Origin of the sequence: Shewanella carassii, from assembly GCF_019670705.1 — a bacterium.
GTDB lineage: Bacteria > Pseudomonadota > Gammaproteobacteria > Enterobacterales > Shewanellaceae > Shewanella > Shewanella carassii.
On sequence record NZ_AP024618.1, the window covers coordinates 941,836 to 963,849 of the forward strand.

At 53.2% G+C, this 22,014-nt stretch carries 18 protein-coding genes and 1 other RNA gene; 13 read left to right on the top strand and 6 right to left on the bottom strand.

What is annotated here, in order from left to right:
- Positions 1-96 precede the first annotated feature (96 nt).
- The 4 genes from xerD (at position 97) to K5621_RS04330 (ending at position 4,104) form a co-directional block, all read left to right on the top strand.
- Positions 97-1,041 carry a site-specific tyrosine recombinase XerD gene (gene xerD, locus K5621_RS04315; RefSeq protein ID WP_221051118.1) on the top strand — a complete coding sequence of 315 codons (945 nt, stop codon included), beginning with the start codon at positions 97-99 and terminating at the stop codon, positions 1,039-1,041.
- 122 nt (positions 1,042-1,163) lie between these two features.
- Complete coding sequence (gene dsbC / locus K5621_RS04320; protein WP_100142571.1) at positions 1,164-1,892, top strand: bifunctional protein-disulfide isomerase/oxidoreductase DsbC; 729 nt, start codon at positions 1,164-1,166, stop codon at positions 1,890-1,892.
- An 85-nt stretch (positions 1,893-1,977) separates the two neighbouring features.
- Positions 1,978-3,702 (top strand): single-stranded-DNA-specific exonuclease RecJ, encoded by a 1,725-nt coding sequence (gene recJ, locus K5621_RS04325; RefSeq protein ID WP_221050525.1) that lies wholly within the window; start codon positions 1,978-1,980, stop codon positions 3,700-3,702.
- Positions 3,703-3,789: 87 nt separating this feature from the next.
- Positions 3,790-4,104: a cupin domain-containing protein gene (locus K5621_RS04330; protein WP_100142573.1), complete on the top strand. Its 315-nt coding sequence runs from the start codon at positions 3,790-3,792 to the stop codon at positions 4,102-4,104.
- Between the two features lie 83 nt (positions 4,105-4,187).
- Here K5621_RS04330 and rpiA read toward each other — a convergent pair whose 3' ends face one another.
- A complete protein-coding gene (gene rpiA / locus K5621_RS04335) occupies positions 4,188-4,844 on the bottom strand; it encodes a ribose-5-phosphate isomerase RpiA (protein ID WP_025008999.1) in 657 nt (218 codons plus the stop codon).
- Positions 4,845-5,134: 290 nt separating this feature from the next.
- Between rpiA and K5621_RS04340 the strand changes: the two genes are divergently transcribed.
- On the top strand, positions 5,135-6,088 hold the full coding sequence (locus tag K5621_RS04340) for a DUF808 domain-containing protein (RefSeq protein ID WP_221050526.1): 954 nt from the start codon (positions 5,135-5,137) through the stop codon (positions 6,086-6,088).
- 76 nt (positions 6,089-6,164) lie between these two features.
- On the opposite strand, the gene sodC is transcribed toward K5621_RS04340, so the two are convergent.
- The 5 genes from sodC to zapA all read right to left on the bottom strand — a co-directional run bounded on the left by sodC (position 6,165) and on the right by zapA (position 8,601).
- Complete coding sequence (gene sodC / locus K5621_RS04345; protein WP_221050527.1) at positions 6,165-6,686, bottom strand: superoxide dismutase family protein; 522 nt, start codon at positions 6,684-6,686, stop codon at positions 6,165-6,167.
- A gap of 212 nt (positions 6,687-6,898) precedes the next feature.
- On the bottom strand, positions 6,899-7,357 hold the full coding sequence (locus K5621_RS04350; protein ID WP_101052601.1) for a hypothetical protein: 459 nt from the start codon (positions 7,355-7,357) through the stop codon (positions 6,899-6,901).
- 50 nt (positions 7,358-7,407) lie between these two features.
- A complete protein-coding gene (locus tag K5621_RS04355; protein ID WP_221050528.1) occupies positions 7,408-8,064 on the bottom strand; it encodes a 5-formyltetrahydrofolate cyclo-ligase in 657 nt (218 codons plus the stop codon).
- Positions 8,065-8,071: 7 nt separating this feature from the next.
- A non-coding RNA gene (ssrS, locus tag K5621_RS04360) (6S RNA) lies at positions 8,072-8,252 on the bottom strand.
- Between the two features lie 40 nt (positions 8,253-8,292).
- Positions 8,293-8,601, bottom strand: a complete 309-nt coding sequence (zapA, locus tag K5621_RS04365) for a cell division protein ZapA (RefSeq protein WP_039034557.1) — start codon at positions 8,599-8,601, stop codon at positions 8,293-8,295.
- A 265-nt stretch (positions 8,602-8,866) separates the two neighbouring features.
- Here zapA and K5621_RS04370 point away from each other — a divergent pair, with 265 nt between their 5' ends.
- The 8 genes from K5621_RS04370 (at position 8,867) to K5621_RS04405 (ending at position 21,512) form a co-directional block, all read left to right on the top strand.
- Positions 8,867-9,448 carry a UPF0149 family protein gene (locus K5621_RS04370; protein ID WP_100142578.1) on the top strand — a complete coding sequence of 194 codons (582 nt, stop codon included), beginning with the start codon at positions 8,867-8,869 and terminating at the stop codon, positions 9,446-9,448.
- Between the two features lie 67 nt (positions 9,449-9,515).
- Entirely contained in the window at positions 9,516-10,784 is a 1,269-nt protein-coding gene (ubiH, locus tag K5621_RS04375) for a 2-octaprenyl-6-methoxyphenyl hydroxylase (protein WP_221050529.1), read from the top strand.
- Positions 10,785-10,786: 2 nt separating this feature from the next.
- Positions 10,787-11,998 (top strand): FAD-dependent monooxygenase, encoded by a 1,212-nt coding sequence (locus K5621_RS04380; protein ID WP_221050530.1) that lies wholly within the window; start codon positions 10,787-10,789, stop codon positions 11,996-11,998.
- A gap of 249 nt (positions 11,999-12,247) precedes the next feature.
- Positions 12,248-13,342, top strand: a complete 1,095-nt coding sequence (gene gcvT / locus K5621_RS04385) for a glycine cleavage system aminomethyltransferase GcvT (protein ID WP_100142581.1) — start codon at positions 12,248-12,250, stop codon at positions 13,340-13,342.
- Positions 13,343-13,365: 23 nt separating this feature from the next.
- The gene (gcvH, locus tag K5621_RS04390; protein WP_100142582.1) at positions 13,366-13,755 is read left to right on the top strand and encodes a glycine cleavage system protein GcvH; all 390 of its coding nucleotides are present in this window, start codon (positions 13,366-13,368) and stop codon (positions 13,753-13,755) included.
- 110 nt (positions 13,756-13,865) lie between these two features.
- Entirely contained in the window at positions 13,866-16,754 is a 2,889-nt protein-coding gene (gene gcvP / locus K5621_RS04395) for an aminomethyl-transferring glycine dehydrogenase (RefSeq protein ID WP_221050531.1), read from the top strand.
- A gap of 1,228 nt (positions 16,755-17,982) precedes the next feature.
- A complete protein-coding gene (locus K5621_RS04400) occupies positions 17,983-19,656 on the top strand; it encodes a hypothetical protein (RefSeq protein ID WP_221050532.1) in 1,674 nt (557 codons plus the stop codon).
- A gap of 587 nt (positions 19,657-20,243) precedes the next feature.
- Positions 20,244-21,512, top strand: a complete 1,269-nt coding sequence (locus K5621_RS04405; protein WP_221050533.1) for a serine hydrolase domain-containing protein — start codon at positions 20,244-20,246, stop codon at positions 21,510-21,512.
- Positions 21,513-22,014 lie beyond the last annotated feature (502 nt).

A 22,014-nucleotide genomic window follows, 5' to 3' on the forward strand; every position in this document is an offset into this window, starting at 1 on the left:
TATCGGCCTGATGCAACATAGTTTGCAGCAAATGACTTAAGTCCTTTGCAAGAGCTCAGAGTGACTGGAGTCCATTTCGAGACGGCGTTATCCTTGATGACGCCGTTTTTTATTGGAGTATTGTTTGTGGCCGCGACTTCTTCATCCGCTTATGTCCAGGATCCTTTGATTGAAGGTTTTCTCGATGACCTCTGGTCCAGTAAGGGCCTGAGCGACAACACCCTGGCGGCCTATCGCAATGACCTGCGCCATTTTGATCAGTATCTGCAGGGAAGAGGGCTGACGCTCAGTGCCGCCGGGCGCGATGCGGTGCAGGATTATCTCGGTTTTCGATTCGGCAAAGGCGTTGCCGAGAGTAGCAGTGCCAGGTTGAAGAGCAGCTTGCGGCGCTTTTACGGTTTTTTGCTGCGTCGGCAACTGATAACGGAAGATCCCATGGCGCGTATCGCCTCCACCAAGCTCAAGCGCAAACTGCCCGGTAGTCTCAGCGAGGCCGAGGTGGATGCCTTGCTGGCTGAGCCCATACGGGAAGACCCAATCGAAGCCCGAGACAAGGCGATGCTGGAGCTGCTATACGCCACCGGGCTCAGGGTCACTGAACTGGTAGGGTTGACGCTGGAGCAGGTGAGTCTGCGTCAGGGGCTGGTACGGATCACGGGTAAAGGCGGCAAGGAGCGCTTGGTGCCCATGGGTGAGGTGGCCGTCAGCGAAATAGAGTCTTTCCTCAAGCTGGCACGCACCGAACTGCTCGGCGGTAAACAGAGTGATGTGGTGTTTCCCTCCAAGCGTGCCCAGATGATGACCCGCCAGACCTTCTGGCACAGGATCAAGCTCTATGCCCTGCGGGCCGGTATCAGCACCGAGTTGTCGCCCCATACCCTGAGACACGCCTTTGCCACCCATTTGCTCAACCATGGCGCCGACTTGCGGGTAGTGCAGTTGTTGCTGGGGCACAGCTCGCTGTCTACCACCCAAATCTATACCCATGTGGCCAATGCCAGGTTGCAGTCGCTGCATCAACAGCATCATCCAAGAGGTTGAATTCTTTGATCTGCTACGCAATTAGTTGCTTTCGATAGCATCTGACTGTAACTTTTCAGCCTCTTCTCCGGTCTGATAGAGAACAATAAACTTTAATCGACCCCAATAAGATAGGATTTCCAATGAAGTTAACCCGTGCATTCTCTCTGTGTCTGGCGCTGGCGGTTACACCCTTTGTCGGTGTTGCCTCTGCGGCTTCCGAATCGGGTGATCAACTGAAGCAAAAGCTCAGCGATACCCTGGGTATTGAAGTGATCTCCATGGCCGACTCACCTATCCCTGATTTGTATCAGGTTATTACCAATCGTGGCGTGCTCTATGTCAGCAAAGATGGTTCCAAGCTGCTGCACGGCAACCTCTACGATCTGAACCAAGACATGAAGAATCTCACCGAGGCGGCACTGGCCGGCCCAAGACTCGAGATGCTCAAGCCTTTTGAAGATGAGATGTTGGTCTACAAGGCCAAGAATGAAAAACATGTGGTGACTGTGTTTACCGATGTGACTTGTGGTTATTGCCGCAAGCTGCACAGTCAAATGCAGCAGTACAACGATTTGGGCATCACAGTACGTTATTTGGCCTATCCCCGTCAGGGTGTACCATCCCCCAACGCCGAAGAGATGGAAGCGATTTGGTGTGCCAAAGATCCCCAACAAGCTATGACAGATGCCAAGGCAGGCAAAGGGGTTAAGATGGCCAAGTGTGATGCCAATATCACTGGCCAGCATCAATTGGGGATGAAGATGGGGATCAGTGGAACACCGGCTTTGATCCTCGAAAATGGGACTCTGATCCCCGGTTATCAGGCTCCTAGAGAGCTGTTGTATAACCTGGAGCGTGCCAAGCTATAAGCGCTTTTATTACTCAAAAAGGCGAGCAAGCTGCTCGCCTTTTTGTTATCTTGCCCGGCAAAGCCATTTTCAAGAATAACCCACAGTGATCCACAAAATCGTCCGTCGTCCCAGGGTGGACGACAGCCATTTACCCGCAAATCTACATCCGCTGTTAAAACAGATTTACGCCAGTCGCGGCGTTCAGGCTCCCGAGTGCGAGTTGGTGCTCAAGCGTCTGCTCAGGCCGGATACCATGCTGGGCTTGCAGCAAGGGGCCGAGCTGGTGGCCGATGCCATCGCGGCCAACCGCCGCATTCTGATCATGGGTGATTTCGATGCCGATGGTGCCACCTCCACCAGTGTGTGTCTGTTGGCGCTCAGAATGATGGGAATGGAAAACTGTGATTATCTGATCCCCAATCGTTTCGATTATGGCTATGGCCTCAGCCCTGAAATAGTGGCGGTGGCGCATGGCAAGGGCGCCGAGCTACTGATCACTGTCGATAACGGTATCTCCTCCATCGAAGGCGTCAGGGCCGCCAAGGCGCTGGGGATGACGGTTGTCATCACAGATCACCATTTGCCGGGCAATGAATTACCCGAGGCCGATGCCATCATTAACCCCAACCAACCCGGTTGCAGCTTTGCTTCCAAGTCGATTGCCGGGGTCGGGGTGGCTTTCTATCTGATGTTGGCACTGCGGGCAGAGTTGAGAAAACGTCACTGGTTCGTTAATCATGCCTTGGCCGAGCCCAACTTGAGTGTATTGCTGGACTTGGTGGCCCTGGGCACAGTGGCCGATGTGGTGTCGCTCGATGCCAACAACCGTATTCTGGTGGACGCGGGTATCAAAAGGGTGCGAAACGGCGCCTGTCGTCCGGGGATCACTGCCTTGCTGGAAGTGGCCCGCCGCAATCCGGCGCGTTTGGTGGCCGCCGATTTCGGCTTTGCGGTTGGCCCCAGACTCAACGCCGCCGGAAGGCTGGATGAAATGGCGCTCGGAGTCGAAACTCTCTTGTGCGATGACATGCTCAAGGCGAGAAGAATGGCGGCCGAGCTTGATGGCCTCAACGCCGAGCGCCGTGAGCTGGAAACCGGCATGCAGCAAGAAGCGATGAAGAGCCTGGAGGCGCTGCAGCTCAAAGAGAGTGAACAGCCCTGGGGTATTGCCCTGTATCAGCCGGACTGGCATCAGGGGGTGATAGGCATTCTGGCTTCCCGGATAAAAGACAGGTTCCACCGTCCGGTAATCGCCTTTGCCGAAGCCAGCGACACTGAAATCAAGGGCTCGGCCCGCTCCATCAAGGGGCTGCATATGCGCGATCTGCTGGAGCTTATCAATGCCCGTCATCCCGGGATGATCATCAAGTTCGGTGGTCATGCCATGGCCGCCGGGCTCTCGTTGCGTAAGGATGCCTTCGAGCAGTTTGCCGAGGCCTTTGACACCTGTGTTCGTGAGCTGCTGACCCTGGAGGATCTCAATGGCGAGCTGTTCTCCGACGGTGAATTGCCGCTTGAATGCTTTACCCTGGATACGGCGCAACTGCTCAGAGATGCCGGTCCCTGGGGTCAGGCCTTCCCCGAGCCGCTATTTGATGGCCATTTCAGAATTCTGCAGCAGAGACTGGTGGCAGAGAAACATCTTAAACTGGTGCTGGAGACTGAGTGCGGCCGGATCATGGCCGATGCCATCGCCTTCAATGTGGATCTCAAGACCTGGCCCGATGCCAGCATCAATCATGTGCGCCTGCTGTATAAGCTGGATGTGAACGAGTTTCGCGGCAACAGTAACCTGCAGTTGCTGGTTGAGCAGCTGGAACCCCTGTAAAACAAGCAGTAAAACCAAGTGCACACCGGGAGTCTATTTAAGATAGGGATAGGCTGAGTAACGGCTCATATGTCGCAGGAGAGCAAGATGAACAATCTGTTTGCCAACATACCCAAGCAGCTCGATGCCGAGCAGTTTGACGCGCTCTTGGCCACGCCGGATCTTAAAATTGAGCGCATTCTGTCCCACGGTCAGGTAACGCCCGAAGGGCAATGGTACGATCAAGCGCAGCATGAATGGGTATTGTTGCTGCAAGGTGCCGCCCGGCTGCAGTATGAAGATGGTTCAGAAGTGAGCCTGAACCCGGGGGACTGGCTCAATATCCCCGCTCATGTGCGCCACAGAGTCAGCTGGACTGCCGAGGAGCAAACTAGCGTCTGGTTGGCTATTTTTTACTCCTGAGCCGACTGTTCTTGCTCTGCAATTTGCTTAAATTTTTACAAAAAAGCCGCCTGCTGGCGGCTTTTGGCATTCAAGCTTAGGGCTTACTTGATGGTTTTAACCCCTTCTGGGGTGCCCACCAGGAGCACATCGGCGCCACGGTTGGCGAATAGACCATTGGTCACTACGCCCACTATGGCATTAATTTGTACTTCCAGCTCTTTGGGGTTCAGTATCTTCAGGTTATAGACATCCAGAATGACGTTGCCGTTATCTGTTACTACACCTTCACGATAGACAGGATCGCCACCCAGTTTCACCAGCTCACGGGCTACGTAGGAGCGGGCCATGGGGATCACTTCTACCGGCAGCGGGAAGTTGCCCAGCACATCGACTTGCTTGGTGTTATCGACGATACAGATAAACTTGTCGGCCACGGCCGCAACTATCTTTTCCCGGGTCAGCGCGGCGCCGCCACCCTTGATCATGTCCATGTGGCCGTTGATTTCATCGGCGCCATCGACATACACAGACAGCTTATCTACTGAATTGAGATCAAACACAGGGATCCCCAACTGTTTGAGTTTGGCGGTGGAGGCTTCAGAGCTGGAAACCGCGCCTTCAATATCGGCCTTTATCGTAGCCAGAGCATCGATAAAGTGGTTGACGGTAGAGCCGGTGCCCACGCCAACTATGCTGTCTTTTTCGACATATTCCAGCGCCGCCCAACCGGCCGCCTTCTTCATTTCATCTTGGGTCATAATGCCATCCTGTTGATTCTGACAAATTCACTTGAACTTGCCTTAGTATACTCCGAGTTGTAGTGAAAAGTGCTGCTCAATCTTGTCCTGAAGAATAGTTCTTGAAGAACAACTTAGGTTAGGCATTTTTTACTGTGGCGGCATGCGCCCATGCGCTACCATAGCCGATGGGGGAACGGCCAGGCTGATGTGGCAGTACTGCGCTGAAAAAAGTGCACTGGTGCCGCTTGAATATGTCGCATACCGAACCTATTTAGAGCGCAAAACTGACCTGGTTTAAGGAGATTTAAATGGCTGGAGCGAGTCTACTGACTCTTTTGGATGATATTGCCACCATCCTGGATGATGTGGCGGTAATGAGTAAGGTTGCTGCCAAGAAAACTGCCGGGGTATTGGGGGACGATCTGGCGCTCAATGCGCAGCAGGTAACAGGGATCAGCGCCGATCGGGAGCTGCCTGTGGTATGGGCCGTTGCCAAGGGCTCTTTTCGCAACAAGCTTATTCTGGTGCCGGCAGCCCTGCTGATCAGCGCCTTTATACCCTGGGCGGTTACACCGCTATTGATGTTCGGTGGTTTGTTTCTCTGTTTTGAAGGCTTTGAAAAACTCTGGCACAAGGCCAGCCACAGCAAGGCTTCTGCCGAAACAGACGATGAAGCCGTCATCGAAGCTGCCATGAAAGAGGTCGAGGATATTCGCGCCTGGGAGGCGCAGAAAGTCAAAGGGGCGATACGTACTGACTTTGTGTTATCGGCGGAAATCATCGCCATCACCTTAGGGATTGTGGCGGAAAAAGCCTTTATGACCCAGTTGGCCACTCTGTCTATCATTGCCGTGGTCATGACTATCGGGGTCTATGGCTTGGTGGCCGGTATCGTTAAGCTGGATGACGCCGGGCTGTATCTCTCAAGGCGTAGAGGCGAGGGTTTTTGGGCTCACAACCTCAGGCGTATTGGGCTTATGCTGGTCAGCGCCGCGCCCAAGTTGATGAAGCTGCTCACCATAGTAGGTACCGCCGCCATGTTTATGGTGGGGGGCGGTATTCTCACCCATGGCCTGCATTGGGTCAGTGAGCAGATAACCCATGTTGCCAACTGGGTAGGCTCTCTGGCTGTGGCCGGCCCTGTGCTGGCAGCGCTGACGCCTACCTTGCTCAACGCCCTGTTCGGCATTTTGGCCGGTGCCATCGCCGTGGCCATGATGAATATGGTGGCGCGTCTAAGAGGCAAGGGCGAAAGCCACTAAACAAGCCAAGCTATAGATTCCGGAATTGTAATAAAAAACGCGGCTCTTGAGCCGCGTTTTTTGTGTTTGGTGCGGCTCAGTTAATCACGCCACAGGCCATACGGGCGCCACCGCCGCCCAGTGGTGACGGGTGATCTGAATGGTTATCGCCTCCCATGTGGATCATCAGCGCTTTGCCCTTGACGTCGGCCAGTTTCAACCTTGGTGCCAACACAGGTGTGGAAGCCATGCCGTTAGCATCGACATAGAGCGGTGGCAGATCACCCTTGTGATTGTCATCTGTCCAGGGGTAACCATGCTTGCCGCTGCCATCAGGGTCGAAGTGACCTCCGGCCGCGCCGCCCAATACCGTCTTGCCGTCTTTACTGCTGGTGTCACAACTGCCATTTTGATGCACATGGAAGCCGTGAGCGCCGGGTGTGAGTTGCTTAAGATTGGGGGTTAACACCAGACCGTAGGCAGAATCACTGAGACTGATGCTGCCTATGGGGCTTGGACCATCTGCCGACAGTAATGAGATGCTGACCTCTTCGGCGGCCAGTTGTGATGCGGCAAACACCAGTGATAAACAACCCGGGATCAGGATGGACTTTTTCATCGCTTGTTCTCTCCTTTGAGTGGAATTCCAAAAACGACAAGGCCGACTCGGCGGCATGATAATGAGCTGCCTATATGGCTTTCAGCATAGAAGTCGTTTGGACAGAGTGCCAACAGGGCGGACGTTATTAACCGGCCCTGACATTCAAGCCAACGCCAGAAGAGGATTCTCCAAGATATTCAGTAACAGCAATAACCGCCTGGAGCCAGGTCTCAGTGTTGCTCCAGCTTGGCCTGCCACAGGGCGCTTTGCTCCATGGGGCTCAGTGAACGGCGGGCGCAGTAAAGGCTGATACCGCAGCAAAGCGGCACTATCAGGAGATCCGAGGCATGAAAGCGCAGTAACAACCAGAGTGCCAGGCTATAAAGCAGTAGCGTAATCAGCGGAACCGGCAGCAAAAGCTGCCACTCGAAACACTTCCCCAGCCATCTGGCACCCAGGCCCACAGCCACCGCCGGCAGCATATACAGCCAAACCAGAGTGCTGTTGCTGCTGGCCATAAATAGAAACAGCCATACAGCAAGAATGGCGCCCAGCAAGGCGCCGAGCATTGCCTTGGGCCGTGACTGTTGCCGGCGCATATTTTGATAGGTTTCCCGCTGCATCTGCTGCTTAACCTTGGCCCGCTGGGCACTGTCTGGTCTATCAAGGCTGCGATACTGGCGTGCCATACTTGCTTACTCCGCGACATCTCTGGCTGACGTTATACCACTTTTTTGGGTCAAGATTCAGCCGTCAGAGTGTTGAAGCTATGCAGCTTGTCCGGAGTAACGATAAAGGGCAGCGGGATATCCCAGGGGGCGAGGGGCAGGGAGTCCACCAACTGCAGGGTATGGGCAAAGCCGACTGCCAGCAATGGCACAGTTCGGGCGCTTTGCTGCGCCGCGGCCAGTGTTCTGTCGTAGAAGCCGCCGCCCATGCCCATACGGTTGCCCTGGGCATCGAAGGCCACCAATGGCGTAAGGATGAGATCCAGTTCAGCCAAAGGCACCAGAGTGCGGATATCCAGCCTGGGCTCGGGGATACCAAAGCGGTTGGCGTGCAGTTCACTGGAGAGTTGATAACGCAGAAACAGTAAACGTCCCGGGGCAAAGGGATGAATGATCGGCAGACAGGTGGTGATTCCCCGTTGCCATAGCGCTTCGATAAGGGGAGCTGTGTCCAGCTCGCCGTCACAGCTAAAGTAGAGGGCGACTGTCTTGATGGCTCTGCCTTGGGCGCTCAGTTCATCGAGCAAGGTTAAAAACTGCGCACAACCCTTGAGGGCGGCGACATGCTGCTCGGCTTCGGGAATGGTCCTGCGGGCATGGCGAATGGCTTGCCTGAGCGTCTTGCAACGCCCATCACGGGGTTGGCTGCTTGAGTTTGTGTGGGTCATAAAGAGGATGCTCCCCAGAATGTCGATGCCGGTGTAGCCCTTGAACCGTAGGTTCAAGGCGGGTAAATGATTACATCCTAAGGCTTCTCGGTTCGCGCCGAGCATGCACAATGTCAGTAAAACATTCACCCTGAGATTAAAAATATCGGCACAGGGACATTACCAGCTGTCGCACACCCCAGGGAGCAAATTCTGGGTCGAACCTGTGAGGGTTCGTGCTATTTCAGTTTAATCCTCTCTTGCGCTTCGCTCAACCAATGCGTGCTCAAGAGTGGATTGCAGCAAACGGATCCTATCATCCATTTGGCTCATATAATCTTGATTCTTCCGCTGCTCTTCATAGAGCTCATAGCCTATGTTGAGTGCGGCCATCAAAGCCATTTCCTCGCGGCTGATGGCGTTGGTGCGGGCCTTTATCTTGCCCAGTTGCAGCTCCAATTTCTGCGCCACCGCTTGCAGTGCCTGTTCCTGACCCGGGGGACAGGCGATGGAGTAGGTGCGCCCCAACAGGGTGATATCTATGGCACTGTTACTCATCTTCCGCACGGGATCCTTTTCTTTGGCTCTGTGGCGGAATATATCTAGCTCAGCGTTAAAGTGCAAGACAAGCGCCACTTTGGTTGCGTCGGCTGCTGTTTCTATGAGCTTCCCTGGCGCAAAATCCCGGCAGTAGCTAAATGGCGAAGCCCAGATGCATTGCAAATGCACGACCTGGCTCGCAGCTTGGGTAAGATTCCAGTCTTGGTCGCCATCCCTAACTCTGCTAGCATGACGGGGGTAAATTCAATACTTGGACAGCTTTATGGCAACCCCACCCTCATTACGTATCGAAAGCCTGCGCAGTGCGCTCGACAACGCCGACATAGGTCAGCATCCGGTTGAAGTGCATGGCGCTTTGGTGGGCCTGATTTGTGGCGGCGTGCCACAGCAGGAGCAGGCCTGGTATCAGCCCTTGCTCGAGCTGATGAACGACGGTCAGCGCCTGCCCGACGAACTGACACAACTGATAACCGAACTTTTTGGCGATACCGTCAATCGACTGCAGGATCCAGACTTTGGCTTCACCCTGCTGCTGCCTGAAGAGGAAGAACCTCTGACGGTGCGGGTAGAGGCGCTCTCGCTCTGGGCTCAGAGCTTCCTCACCGGCATCGCCATTATTCAACCGGGTTTGAATCAGGCATCGGAAGATGTTCGTGAAGTGATCAAAGATCTAGCGGAAATTGCCCAGGTAGAGTTCGATGTTGCCGACGATGACGAATCTGAAAGTGCATATCTCGAGCTGCTGGAGTTTGTTCGCATGGCCGCCATTCTCTGCTATTCAGAGTTCGGCCCAGAGTTGCCTGATCTCGACGCCGAAACACCGGACAATAATACGCTGCATTGACAGGGCACCTGTGTGCCCTGTCATTTTCTGTGACGGCACCCATTGAGCGTGCCTGAGTAGAGGAAAGATGAACCCGCAAGTTGACGCCCAAGCTGTGAGTCAGGAATGCACTGAGCTGGATATCGCCATTGTCGGCGGTGCCATGGCCGGTGCCACCCTGGCATTGGGGCTGGCCTCCCTGGCCAGGAAACTCTCCCGTCCGCTGAAAATTGCCGTTATCGAGGCCTTCGATCCCGCCAAGCAACATCCTGGTTTCGATGCCCGCTCCATCGCCATAGCCAATGGCTCAGTGTTTGAACTCAAGCGCCTCGGCATCTGGCCTTTGCTTGAAGACCTGGGCACGGCGATAACCGATATTCATGTCTCGGATCGCGGCCATTTCGGCATGACAGAGCTCAACTCCGAGCAGTTTGCGCTGGACTCCCTCGGCCAGGTGGTGGAACTAGAGCGGGTCGGCCAGCGGCTGTTTAGCGCCATCGGCAACAGTGATATCCAGCTTTATTGCCCGGCGCGTCTCGAGAAGCTGCAAACTTCGGCTGCGGGCCATAGTTTGACCCTCAGTAATGGTCAGCGGCTTTCCTGCCGCTTATTGCTGGCGGCAGATGGGGTTAACTCCTCGGTGCGTGCCCAGCAGCAACAGGCGTTGCAGCAGTTTGAGTTTGGTCAGAGCGCGGTTATCGCCAATGTTGCTACCGACAAGCCCCATAATGGCATGGCCTGGGAGCGCTTCACCGAGCACGGCCCCCTGGCACTGCTGCCTATGGGTGACAGCGACGGCCAGGCCAGGCTCTCTCTGGTGTGGGCCTTGCCCCATGAAGAGGCCGAGCGGGTGCAGGCTCTGCCGCAGGCCGAGTTTTTGCAGCAGCTGCAACAGGCCTTCGGTTATCGGGCCGGGCGTTTTGTGGCCGTGGGGGAGCGTCACCGCTACCCACTGAGCCTCTCTTACATGCCAAGGCCCATTTATCACCGCACGCTTTATTTGGGCAATGCCGCCCAGACTCTGCACCCGATAGCCGGGCAGGGCTTCAATCTGGGGCTCAGGGATCTGGTCACTGTGCTGGAAACGCTGGAGCCGGTATTGGCCGAAGGCGCTGACCCAGGCGCAGCCCAGGTGCTGCATGCCTATCATGCTGCCCGTGAGCAGGACAGACGCCAGACCATCAACAATATCGAGTTTCTGGTGCGCGGTTTTTCCAACAACTACTGGCCGCTGGTGGCCGGACGAAATCTGGGACTCAGGATCCTCTCCTGGTGCCCACCTCTCAAGACCCCGGTGGCCCACAGAGCCATGGGGTGGCACAGACAATCGGCATGTCTGTTTTCCAGGAGTCAGTGACGATGAATTTCCAAAGCTATGATGTGGCCGTGGTGGGCGGCGGTATGGTGGGATTGGCAACGGCCTGCGGTTTGGCACAGGCCGGGCTCAAGGTGGTGGTGATAGATGCCGCCGGTGCCGCGCCGGTCGAGGGCGCGCCGCGGCTGCGGGTCAGTGCGATCAATAAGGCCAGCCAGGCGCTGCTCGAACACTTGGGGGCCTGGGCCTATCTGGATAAGTCCCGCCTCGGACCATACAGCAAGATGGATGTCTGGGAAAAAGACGGCATGGGGCGCATCCAGTTTGATGCCCAGAGCCAGTGTGAGACTTCCCTTGGCACCATAATCGAAAACGATGCCATTCACTACGCCCTGGCTCAGCGGGCCACAGAGCTGGAACAGCTGACACTGCTGGAACATACCCGGCTTGAGCGTATCGCCTTTGGTGAACGTGAAGCCTGGCTGACGCTGGATAACGGCGATAACCTCAGTGCCGCCCTTGTGGTGGCTGCCGATGGCGCCAACTCCTGGGTTCGCCAACAGTGTCAGATCCCGCTGACTTTCTGGGATTACGGCCATCACGCCATAGTCGCCAGCATTCGCACTCAGTTGCCCCATGGTGACTGTGCCCGCCAGGTGTTCAGTGCCGATGGCCCGTTGGCGTTTCTGCCGCTTTATGAGAGCGACCTCTGTTCCATCGTCTGGTCGGTGCCGCCGCAAAAGGCCGAAGCCTTGCAGGCGTTGGATGATGAAGCCTTCTCCCGGGCACTGACCGCCGCCTTCGATGGCCGCCTGGGCCTGTGTCAGTTGGAGAGTGAACGCCAGAGCTTTCCGCTGCGGATGCGTTATGCGCGCCATTTCGCCCGTCATCGTTTGTTGCTGGCCGGCGATGCGGCGCACACCATACATCCGTTGGCGGGGCAGGGGGTTAACCTGGGCTTCCTCGATGCCGGCGCCATAGTGGAAACCGTGGCGGCATTGCACGGAGAAGGCAAAGATATCGGCGCCTATGGCGAACTGCGCGCCCTCGAGCGCTGGCGCAAGGCCGAGGCGATGGAGATGATAGCCGCCATGGAGGGGTTCAAGCGGCTGTTTGCTGGTAGCAATCCTTTGAAGAAGGCGATTCGCGATCTCGGTCTCAACTTAGTAGACAATTTCGCTGGGCTGAAAACTGTGTTCATGCAACAGGCCATGGGGCACAAATTCAAGCTGCCGCGTCTGTGCCGTCCTGAATAATCTTCATCCAGGTTAGCCGAATGTGAAGGAAAACGCCCAAAAACAGTCGTCATTGGGCGTTTTTTATGCTTCAACTGTGATTTGCTGTAAAAAAATTACAGGTAAACCATGAGAAAAATTAATCCATAATGGTTCGGATTAGAAAAATCACTTATATACAAATTTGTGACGCAGGGTATAATTTCGCAGCATTTTAACTCGGTTTTACCTTTGGGTAACACCGAAAAGCCCCGATGAGAAGGGATAACAATGGCTAATAAAACTGTACTCTTTAACAAGCACTTGGAAGCCAATGCCAAGATGGTTGATTTTCATGGTTGGGATATGCCACTCAACTATGGTTCGCAGATTGAAGAACATCACGCAGTGCGTCAGGACGCCGGTATGTTCGACGTCTCCCATATGACGGTTGTTGATGTCAGCGGCAGCGATGCCAAAGCCTTCCTGCGTAAACTGCTGGCCAACGATATCGCCAAACTCAAGGTCTCCGGCAAGGCGCTTTACAGCGGCATGCTGAATCATGACGCCGGGGTGATTGACGATCTGATCACTTATTATCTCGATGACACCCATTACCGGGTTGTCGTTAACTCAGCCACCCGCGACAAAGATCTCGCTTGGATTGGTGAGCAGTCCAAGCCCTATGATGTCACAGTGACCGAACGCCCTGAGCTGGCGATGATTGCCGTGCAGGGCCCTAACGCCAAGGCCAAAGCCGCAACTGTGTTCAGCGCCGAGCAAAAAGCGGCCGTTGAAGGCATGAAGCCTTTCTTCGGTGTGCAGGCGGGCAGCCTGTTTGTGGCTACTACCGGCTATACAGGTGAAGAAGGTTACGAAATTACCGTGCCAGCCGAAGAAGCCGAAGCCCTTTGGCAAGCGCTGCTCGATGCCGGTGTTAAACCATGTGGTTTGGGTGCCCGTGATACGCTGCGCCTGGAAGCCGGGATGAACCTCTACGGTCAGGACATGGACGAAACCGTTAACCCGCTGGCCGCCAACATGGGCTGGACCATTGCCTGGGAACCGAGCGATCGTGACTTTATCGGCCGTGAAGCTCTTACCGCCATCAAAGCGGCCGGTGCAGACAAGTTTATCGGTTTGGTGATGGAGCAAAAAGGCGTGCTGCGCCACGGCATGCCGGTATTCTTCACCGACGCCAACGGCAATGAGCAGGAAGGCGTGATCACCAGTGGTACATTCTCACCGACATTGGGCTATTCTATTGCGATGGCCCGGGTACCGAACTCCATAGGGGATACGGCCGAAGTCGAAATGCGCAAGAAGCGTGTCGCTGTTAAAGTAGTGGCACCAGGCTTTGTGCGTAACGGTAAACAAGCATTCTAAAACATGGGAAAGGAACAAGAATAATGAGCAATATTCCAAGCGAACTGAAGTACGCTTCTTCTCACGAATGGATCCGCAAGGAAGAAGACGGTAGTTACACAGTCGGTATCACTGAACATGCACAGGAGTTGCTGGGTGATATGGTTTTCGTTGAATTGCCGGATGTAGGTGACATCGTCAGCGCCTCCGAAGACTGCGCCGTGGCCGAGTCTGTTAAGGCGGCATCAGATATCTATGCTCCACTGTCCGGTGAAGTGATTGCCATCAACGAAGCGCTGGAAGACAGCCCTGAGCTGGTCAACAGCGATGCATTCGGTGATGGCTGGTTCTTCCGCGTCATGCCTTCCGATCTGTCTGAGCTGGATAACCTGCTCGATGCCGAAGGATATCAGGCTGTCATCGACGAAGAATAAGCGTTGCTGAAAAACGAAGCCCTCCGGGGCTTCGTTTGTTTTACCAATAAAGAGACTGGTACACCGCCTCCCTACGGCTGGATACCGGCGAACATGGAACAAGGTTAATCATGACCAAGCAAACCCTCACTCAGTTAGAGCAGCACGAACTCTTTATCCGTCGTCATATCGGCTCCGACGCCCTACAGCAGCAAGAGATGCTGAATTATGTTGGCGCCGAGTCACTGGAAGATCTGACGGCGCAGATAGTACCGGAGTCGATTCGTCTGAACCGGGATCTGGCCGTGGGCGAAGCCTGTGGCGAAGCCGAAGGTCTGGCTTATATCAAGAGTCTGGCCAAGCAGAACAAGGTATTCAAGAGCTACATAGGCATGGGCTACTACGGCACTGAAGTGCCTAACGTCATTTTGCGTAATGTGCTGGAAAACCCAGGTTGGTACACGGCTTATACCCCATACCAGCCGGAAATTGCCCAGGGCCGCCTAGAAGCGGTACTGAATTTCCAGCAGATGTCTATGGACCTCTCCGGCCTGGATCTGGCCTCCGCCTCGCTGCTGGACGAAGCCACTGCCGCCGCCGAAGCCATGGCGCTGGCCAAGCGGGTGTCCAAGGCCAAGAAAGCCAATATCTTCTTCGTTGCCGATGACGTGTTCCCGCAGACGCTGGATGTGGTCAAGACCCGCGCCGAATGCTTTGGTTTTGAAGTCGTCGTAGGCCCCGCCGAGGAAGCGCTCAATCATGAACTCTTTGGTGCCCTGTTTCAGTACAGCGGCAAGACAGGCGAGCTGAACGATCAGCGTGAACTCTTCGCCAAGCTGCGCGAGCAGAAGGCGATTGTGACAGTTGCCGCCGATATCATGTCGCTGGTATTGCTCAAGTCTCCCGGTAGTCTGGGTGCCGATGTGGTCTTTGGCAGCGCGCAGCGCTTCGGCGTGCCTATGGGGTATGGTGGCCCGCACGCCGCCTTCTTCGTGACCCGAGACGAACACAAGCGTTCCATGCCTGGCCGTATCATAGGCGTTTCCAAAGATAGCCGTGGCAACACAGCGCTGCGGATGGCGATGCAAACCCGTGAGCAGCATATCCGCCGCGAAAAGGCCAACTCCAATATCTGTACCGCGCAGATCCTGCTGGCCAACATGGCCTCTTTCTACGCTGTATACCATGGCCCACAAGGGCTGAAGACCATAGCCGAGCGTATCCACCGCCTGACCGACATTCTCGCCGCCGGCCTCAAGGCCAAGGGCGTTGAGCTGGTCAACGCTAGCTGGTTTGACACTCTGACCTTCAAAGTGGCCGACAAAGACGCCGTGCTGGCCCGCGCCGTTGCCGCCGAGAGCAACCTGCGTATCGATGCCGAAGGCACTCTGGGTGTCAGCCTGGATGAAACCACTACCGCTGATGATCTGGCGGCCCTGTTTGATATCATTCTGGGCGCCGGTCATGGCCTGGATGTGGCGGCACTGGACGCTGAAATCCTTGCCAAGGGCAGTGAGTCCATCCCTGCGGCGCTGCTGCGTGATGAGGCTATCCTGACTCATCCAACCTTCAACAGCTTCCACAGCGAAACCGAGATGCTGCGCTACATCAAGCGTCTTGAAAACAAAGACCTGGCGCTGAACCACTCGATGATCTCTCTGGGTTCATGCACCATGAAGCTGAATGCCACCGCCGAAATGCTGCCTATCAGCTGGCCGGAATTTGCCAACCTGCATCCATTCTGCCCGCTGGATCAAGCCAAGGGTTATGAAAAGCTGCTTAATGAGCTGTCTGATTATCTGGTGGAAATCACCGGCTATGACGCCATGTGCCTGCAGCCCAACTCGGGTGCATCCGGCGAATACGCCGGGCTGTTGGCCATCAAGAAGTACCATGAATCCCGCGGCGAGGGGCACCGCAATGTCTGTCTGATCCCTCAGTCTGCTCACGGTACCAACCCGGCTTCGGCGCAGATGGCGGGTATGAAGATAGTGGTTGTGGCCTGTGACAAGCGCGGTAACGTGGACATGGAAGATCTGCGCGCCAAGGCGGCCGAAGTGGCCGACAACCTGTCCTGCATCATGATCACTTATCCTTCCACCCACGGCGTGTATGAAGAAACCGTCTCGGAGATCTGTGAGGTGATCCATCAACACGGTGGCCAGGTGTATCTGGACGGTGCCAACATGAATGCCCAGGTGGGTGTGACCACCCCCGGCTTTATCGGCGCGGACGTTTCCCACCTCAACCTGCACAAGACCTTCGCCATCCCTCATGGCGGCGGTGGTCCAGGCATGGGTCCTATCGGCGTAAAAGCGCATTTGGCTCCTTTCGTTGCCGGTCATACTCTGGTTAAGCCGGGCCGCGAAAGCGACAACAACGGCGCTGTTTCTGCCGCGCCTTACGGCAGCGCCAGCATACTGCCAATCAGCTGGATGTACATCAAGCTGCTGGGCGCCAAGGGCCTGCGTGAATCAACCCAAAACGCCATGCTCAACGCCAACTATGTGATGAAGAAACTGTCAGAGCACTATCCAGTGCTGTACCGCGGCCGTAACGACCGTGTGGCTCACGAGTGCATTATCGATCTGCGTCCGCTGAAAGAAGCCTCCGGCGTTACTGAAATGGATGTGGCCAAGCGTCTCAACGACTACGGCTTCCACGCACCGACCATGAGCTTCCCGGTTGCCGGAACCCTGATGATCGAGCCGACCGAGTCTGAGTCCAAGGCCGAACTGGACAGATTTATCGAAGCCATGGTGGCCATCCGCGGTGAAATCGCCCGGGTCGAAGCCGGTGAGTGGCCTGCGGACAATAACCCGCTGCACAATGCACCACACACGCTAGCCGACATCATGGATCCCGCCTTCGACAGCCGTCCATACGATCGCGAACTGGCGGTATTCCCGAATGCCACAGTCAAGGCCAACAAGTTCTGGCCGACCGTGAATCGTATTGATGATGTGTATGGGGATAGGAATTTGTTTTGTGCCTGTGTGCCTATGTCTGAGTACGAGTAACATGGCTACTTGGCCTCGATAATACGGCTTCATCCAATCATTTTCGCTGCTCATTTACTTAAGTAAACTGCGCGGCGAAAATGATCGGCTTCATTGTCTTCTCTTCGGCAGTGACGCCATTATTGCTGCTTGGACTCGCTACTGCGGCGTTAAATCTTGGCGCCAGTGCTCATTGACATCAGTCAACTGCGCGCTGGCGCCATCGATTTGCCTAGCATTAGTTTCGTCAGCGACGCAATTATGGTTTAGTGGAGCACATTAGTTAGGGCGTCATCCAATCATTTTCGCTGCTCACTTACTCAAGTAAACTGCGCGGCGAAAATGATCGGCTTCATTGCCTTCTCTTCGGCAGTGACGCTATTATTGCTGCTTGAGGCTAATATAATCGATAATAAGCGAATCTCAGGATTCGCTTTTTTATGGTTCATCGCAGATTAGCGTGGACCGGAAATGAAAACGGTTGGAGAGTTATTGTTTAGTCGCCAAACAAAAACAATGATCAACCCCAACCGTTCTCAATGTCGAATATTACCTTTCCCATTTTGCTCTGGGAAGGCTTTGAAGCCTTCCCAGAGCAAAATTAACAATCCCTCATTATTCATCTAAAACTGATTGATAACGTTCACTGTGCTCGCGGCAAACAGGCTAAGGCCGTTCACAACGCTTCACTTCGCACCTAATCGGAACGAACCATACTGTCGTTTCAGGTTCAGTTACGGTTACCCGTCCGCCGTATTCTTTGCCCTGATTGCGGTATCGTTCGGGAACATATCAGCTGGTTAGACCCGGACCTTTCCTCAAGATTAGTACCCGGGGCCTCGGGGATTTAGCTAAAAAGCTTTTGACAATTAGCAGCCCCTTGCCTTCGCCGTCGTTGCAGATCCACAGCTCTGGTTTTACAAAGCGCTGTAAGTGGCTCCAGCGTACCATCCGGCCCTTTGAATACTCGGCTAAAGTCGGTCGTCAGCTTGAGCCTGTCATCTATGGGATCTTTAAGCGGTTCAACATGGCTACGGTGCTCACTGTAATATCACAGCGCTGGTCATGGCGGACCCCCGAACCTATAGGATACTGGGTGTTGGAATGACGAAGTCGTTAGAGTTCAAATTTCCGCTAAGAAAGCATTGCAGAAGGCTGCTTGTAGCATTTATCCTGAACCTTACTCAAATGATATCAATGCTTTACATAGCTAAGTATTGAGCACGGTTTTATACAAGGAACAGGATAAATGGAAACAGATGTGCTGGAGATTTTGCAGAACTTCCACTCTGATGGGCTTTTTGTTGCGCCCAACATACCCAGCAAGAAAGCTAAAAATGCCAGTGCATGTTATGGCATGTCATCATCGGTCGATATTTATGCCATAGTCGATTCTACGGTTTTTGGTTCTGCAAAAAATGGTCTGGCATTTACATCTGAAGGATTGTTTTGGAAAAATGACTGGACAACAACTTCTGCAAAAAACCACATGTCGTGGGAAGAGTTGATAAACACCAGTCAAGAGCATGCCGTTGACGGTTCCGAACTGTTGTTGGGTCAAGGCTGTGCTTTTGGTATGGCGGGTTCCGGGATGAAGCCCGCGGTTTTATTGACACTATTGGAAAAACTGGCCCAAAAAATACAAGGCAATACAGGGGCGACAGAAACTGCTGAAGTTTCGAATGTGGCACAAGCCGACGTTACTCCGGCAACAGATGCAAATAGTGACGTTTCTGTCAGCAATACAGCTTCGGCGAGCGTTACTACTGAAAATCTTTCCCCTGAAGGCGTTACAACCGAGACTGTTACTCCGGTAGCGAATGCAAATGGTGGCGCTTCTATCACTAATACAGCTCCGGCGAGCGTCACTGCTGAAAGCGCTGCCCCCGCAAGCCTTACGCCTGAAAAGCCGCAGCAGGAATCCAGTTCCAAGCCTGCTTTTGAAGGTAGCTATCAGCGGGAATACTTGGATATAGTTAACGCTGTGGCCAAGAGGCATCGTCTATCCCAGCAAATCCAAATCGCGCCGGCTATCAAAGTCCACAAAGTCAGAAAAGTCATTGAGATATCAGAGGGTAAAATCGAACCTTACGATATCCTGATGATTGTGGATAACACCTTTATGCAAACAACCAAAGATTTTCTGGTTGTAACTCCTCATGCCATTTGGGCTAAAGGTACGCTAAGAAAGGTAGAGAGCTTTTCCTTAAGTGAAATCCGTAGTATTCGTTGTGATAAAAAAACTCTATTTATCAATGATTATGACTTCCAGTACTTGGATCAGTTTTCTGAAAACGAAGTTTTGATATTGACGAATATGCTCGAAGAGCTAGTGGTCGCATTGCGTAAGTCTGACTCCGTATCGGATACTGACGAGCAGCTTGAATTACCTGCTGCTTTGGATACTTTGTTATCCAACATATACGAAGTGGTATTGGATGATGTTGTTTCCGGCTTGAGGGACAAGGGATACCCCGAAAACAAACAGTTGGTTACTTCGATGGCGGAATGTTGTTTTAGTACCTTTTTCATTGTTGACTCCCACTTAAAATATCGGAATCAAGATACAGCTGAATTGGTGGGGCAATACTTACTCGCTCAAACATTGTCTGGCTTATTTGCGTTAATGAGCGTAGAGCGGTTATGGCGCCGTACAGAAGTGAAATCCACCTATGTGATGATGCAATGCTCAGTGATCATTCGAACATGCCAGTACTTTGAAAGACAAGGAATAGCGTTACGGCCGAACCAAAACTGGTATTTGCAGCTTTTTCAAACTGTGATGGACGCCAATACCCTGGAACAAGGTGCAGAGTTAATTGACCAGGAGATGGGTAACCTCAGTGCCGATAGACAATTAGCCATTGATTGTGCCTTCAAGAGTGGTAAGGGGGTTAGGGAAATGTTGTGTGATGCTCTTTGACCGGTTTCAGCTGTTCTCAATAGGTGTGAGTCAAGCCTATATTAAAGTATGAAACAGCGCATTTCAGTTTTATCCTAATGCGAAAAAGTGCTTACCAGTTAGGCGGTGGACTATTCGCCTCTTAACTGGTAGCACAGTAAAAATATATATGCCTATGTATAAGCGTTGAATTAAAGATGGCGTCACTGTCAACAATAAAACGGCGCATCCATTACTGAAAAAGTCAAGATTCTAGTTGCCAAGGTACTTAAAGGTAAGCACTTTTAATGATGAGTCGTTGACATCTAAGCTGATTTGAGCTCGTTCAGGTGATAAGTGAATATAGAAATCGAATTTTCAGGCAGGATAGGGCTACAAAAATGATAGATGCCTATGTGGAATTTCTATTTGTCTGTTTTTCAAAAGTTTTATGCTTTATTTTCCCCATTCCAAGGATTTAGCCAACTAGGCCATCCTTCTGGAAGCGCCCGCCATATTTCTCTCACAACAACTTGAACCCACAACTAAAGCTGACTAGCTTTGTGTGATGCAATGGAAGGCGGGATAGTCTAGCTCGCCGTATGCAACAACAGATAGGGAGGCTGTTTATGTTTAATCGAGTGTTGAGTAGGGTGTGCTTAGGAGCCAGAACCTTTGGCGATAAGGCGGCCGTTAGTGCCAAGTGGGGTTGGGCTTATCTGCCTATCTACGCGTCTATCTTGGTCTCTGTGAGTGTGCTTAGCGCCTGCAATTCGGATTCGCAAGAGGCGGTGCTCAATCCTGTCGACACGGCCAAGATGCAGCAGACGGTGGAACAACTGGCCAAGGAGATGCTGGTACCCGGCGCCGTGGTGATCCTGCGAACGCCAAGGGGCGATTTTAAAACCGCCTATGGGGTAACCCGTTATGGCGGCAGTGAAGCGACCGATTTTGACCAGCATGTCAGGGTGGGCTCCAATACCAAGACCTGGGTCGGTACCGTGATTTTACAGATGGTGCAGCAAGGGCGATTGCAATTGAATGACACTGTCTCCATGTTTCTCAACAATGTGCCAAACGGTGAGTCGATCACCATAGAGCATTTGCTTACGATGCGCAGCGGCCTGTTCAACTACACCACCACGCTCGAGTTGAATCAGACGCTTGATGAGCAGCCAACCAAGGTGTGGACTCAGACTGAGCTGCTGGCAATGAGTTTTGCCCATAAGCCAGGTTTTGCCCCCGGCAGCGCATTTGAATACTCCAATACCAATACCGTCTTGCTGGGACTGATTGCCGAGCAAATCGATGGTAAGCCGCTGGCGGCTGTGATGCAACAGAGGTTGTTTGCCCCCTTGGGGCTTGAGCGGACTCTGTTTCCCGATATCCATTCGAATACTCTTCCCACTCCCTTGGCGCGGGGCTATATGTATGGCACCAATGTGTTGACTATGGATCCACCCTATATGCTGCCCGAAAAGATGCAGCAAGAAGCCCGAGCGGGCATTCTGGCACCCATAGATCAAACTGAGGCCAATCCTTCCTGGGGCTGGGCGGCCGGAGCAGGGATCTCTACTGCCAATGAGTTGGCAACCTGGGTAGAGGCTTTGGTTGCCGGAGAACTGCTGAATGCCGAGTGGCAGCGAAGGCGTCTGGATAGTGTCAGGCCGATAGATCCCGATAATCTCAACACTGCCTATTACGGCTTGGGGATCGCCAAGTTTGGCAACCTCTATGGTCATACAGGTGAGCTGCCCGGCTATAACTCCTTTATGGGGCATGATCCTGTCAACAAGGTGACTCTGGTGGTTTGGACCAACCTGGCACCAACGGTGGATGGCAAAGATCCGGCTACCACCATAGCGGCGGCCCTAATTAACATGCTCTATATTCCTTAGTCGCTGGTACGTTGAAAATGCTTTTGCCAAATTAGTCATGTCGATTTTTAGAATAAGTGCATAGCGCTCTCTATGCACTTTTGAAATTTATGAATAAGTCGAAAATGGCCTTTTAACCACCTTTAGTATTAATTGGCTTGCCGCGGTTCGTTTTTATATTGAGAAGGCTGTGGGGATTAAGACGTAATGTTTTGGCTGGCTAAATTGAAACACTGTGACGTTTCAATTTATCGATTGTTAATCGATGGCGTTTGAAAATGACAGTTTTGATAGGTACTCGCTACTTAAAACCTGTTCTTTTTTATTCAGGAATTCTGTTTTAACTTTGTGATTATAAATTACTATTTTTTGTGTCAATTGCTTGGAAGCCTAATTAAAAGTAGGGTTTGGGCTTTAGCCGAACGGCCATTGAGTTTGTGGTTGTAAAATTAATGTTTGTTTAATTTAAGTTTAAGTTTCAATTAATGCTGTTGTGATTTCGGTGTTTGATTGATGTTGTATA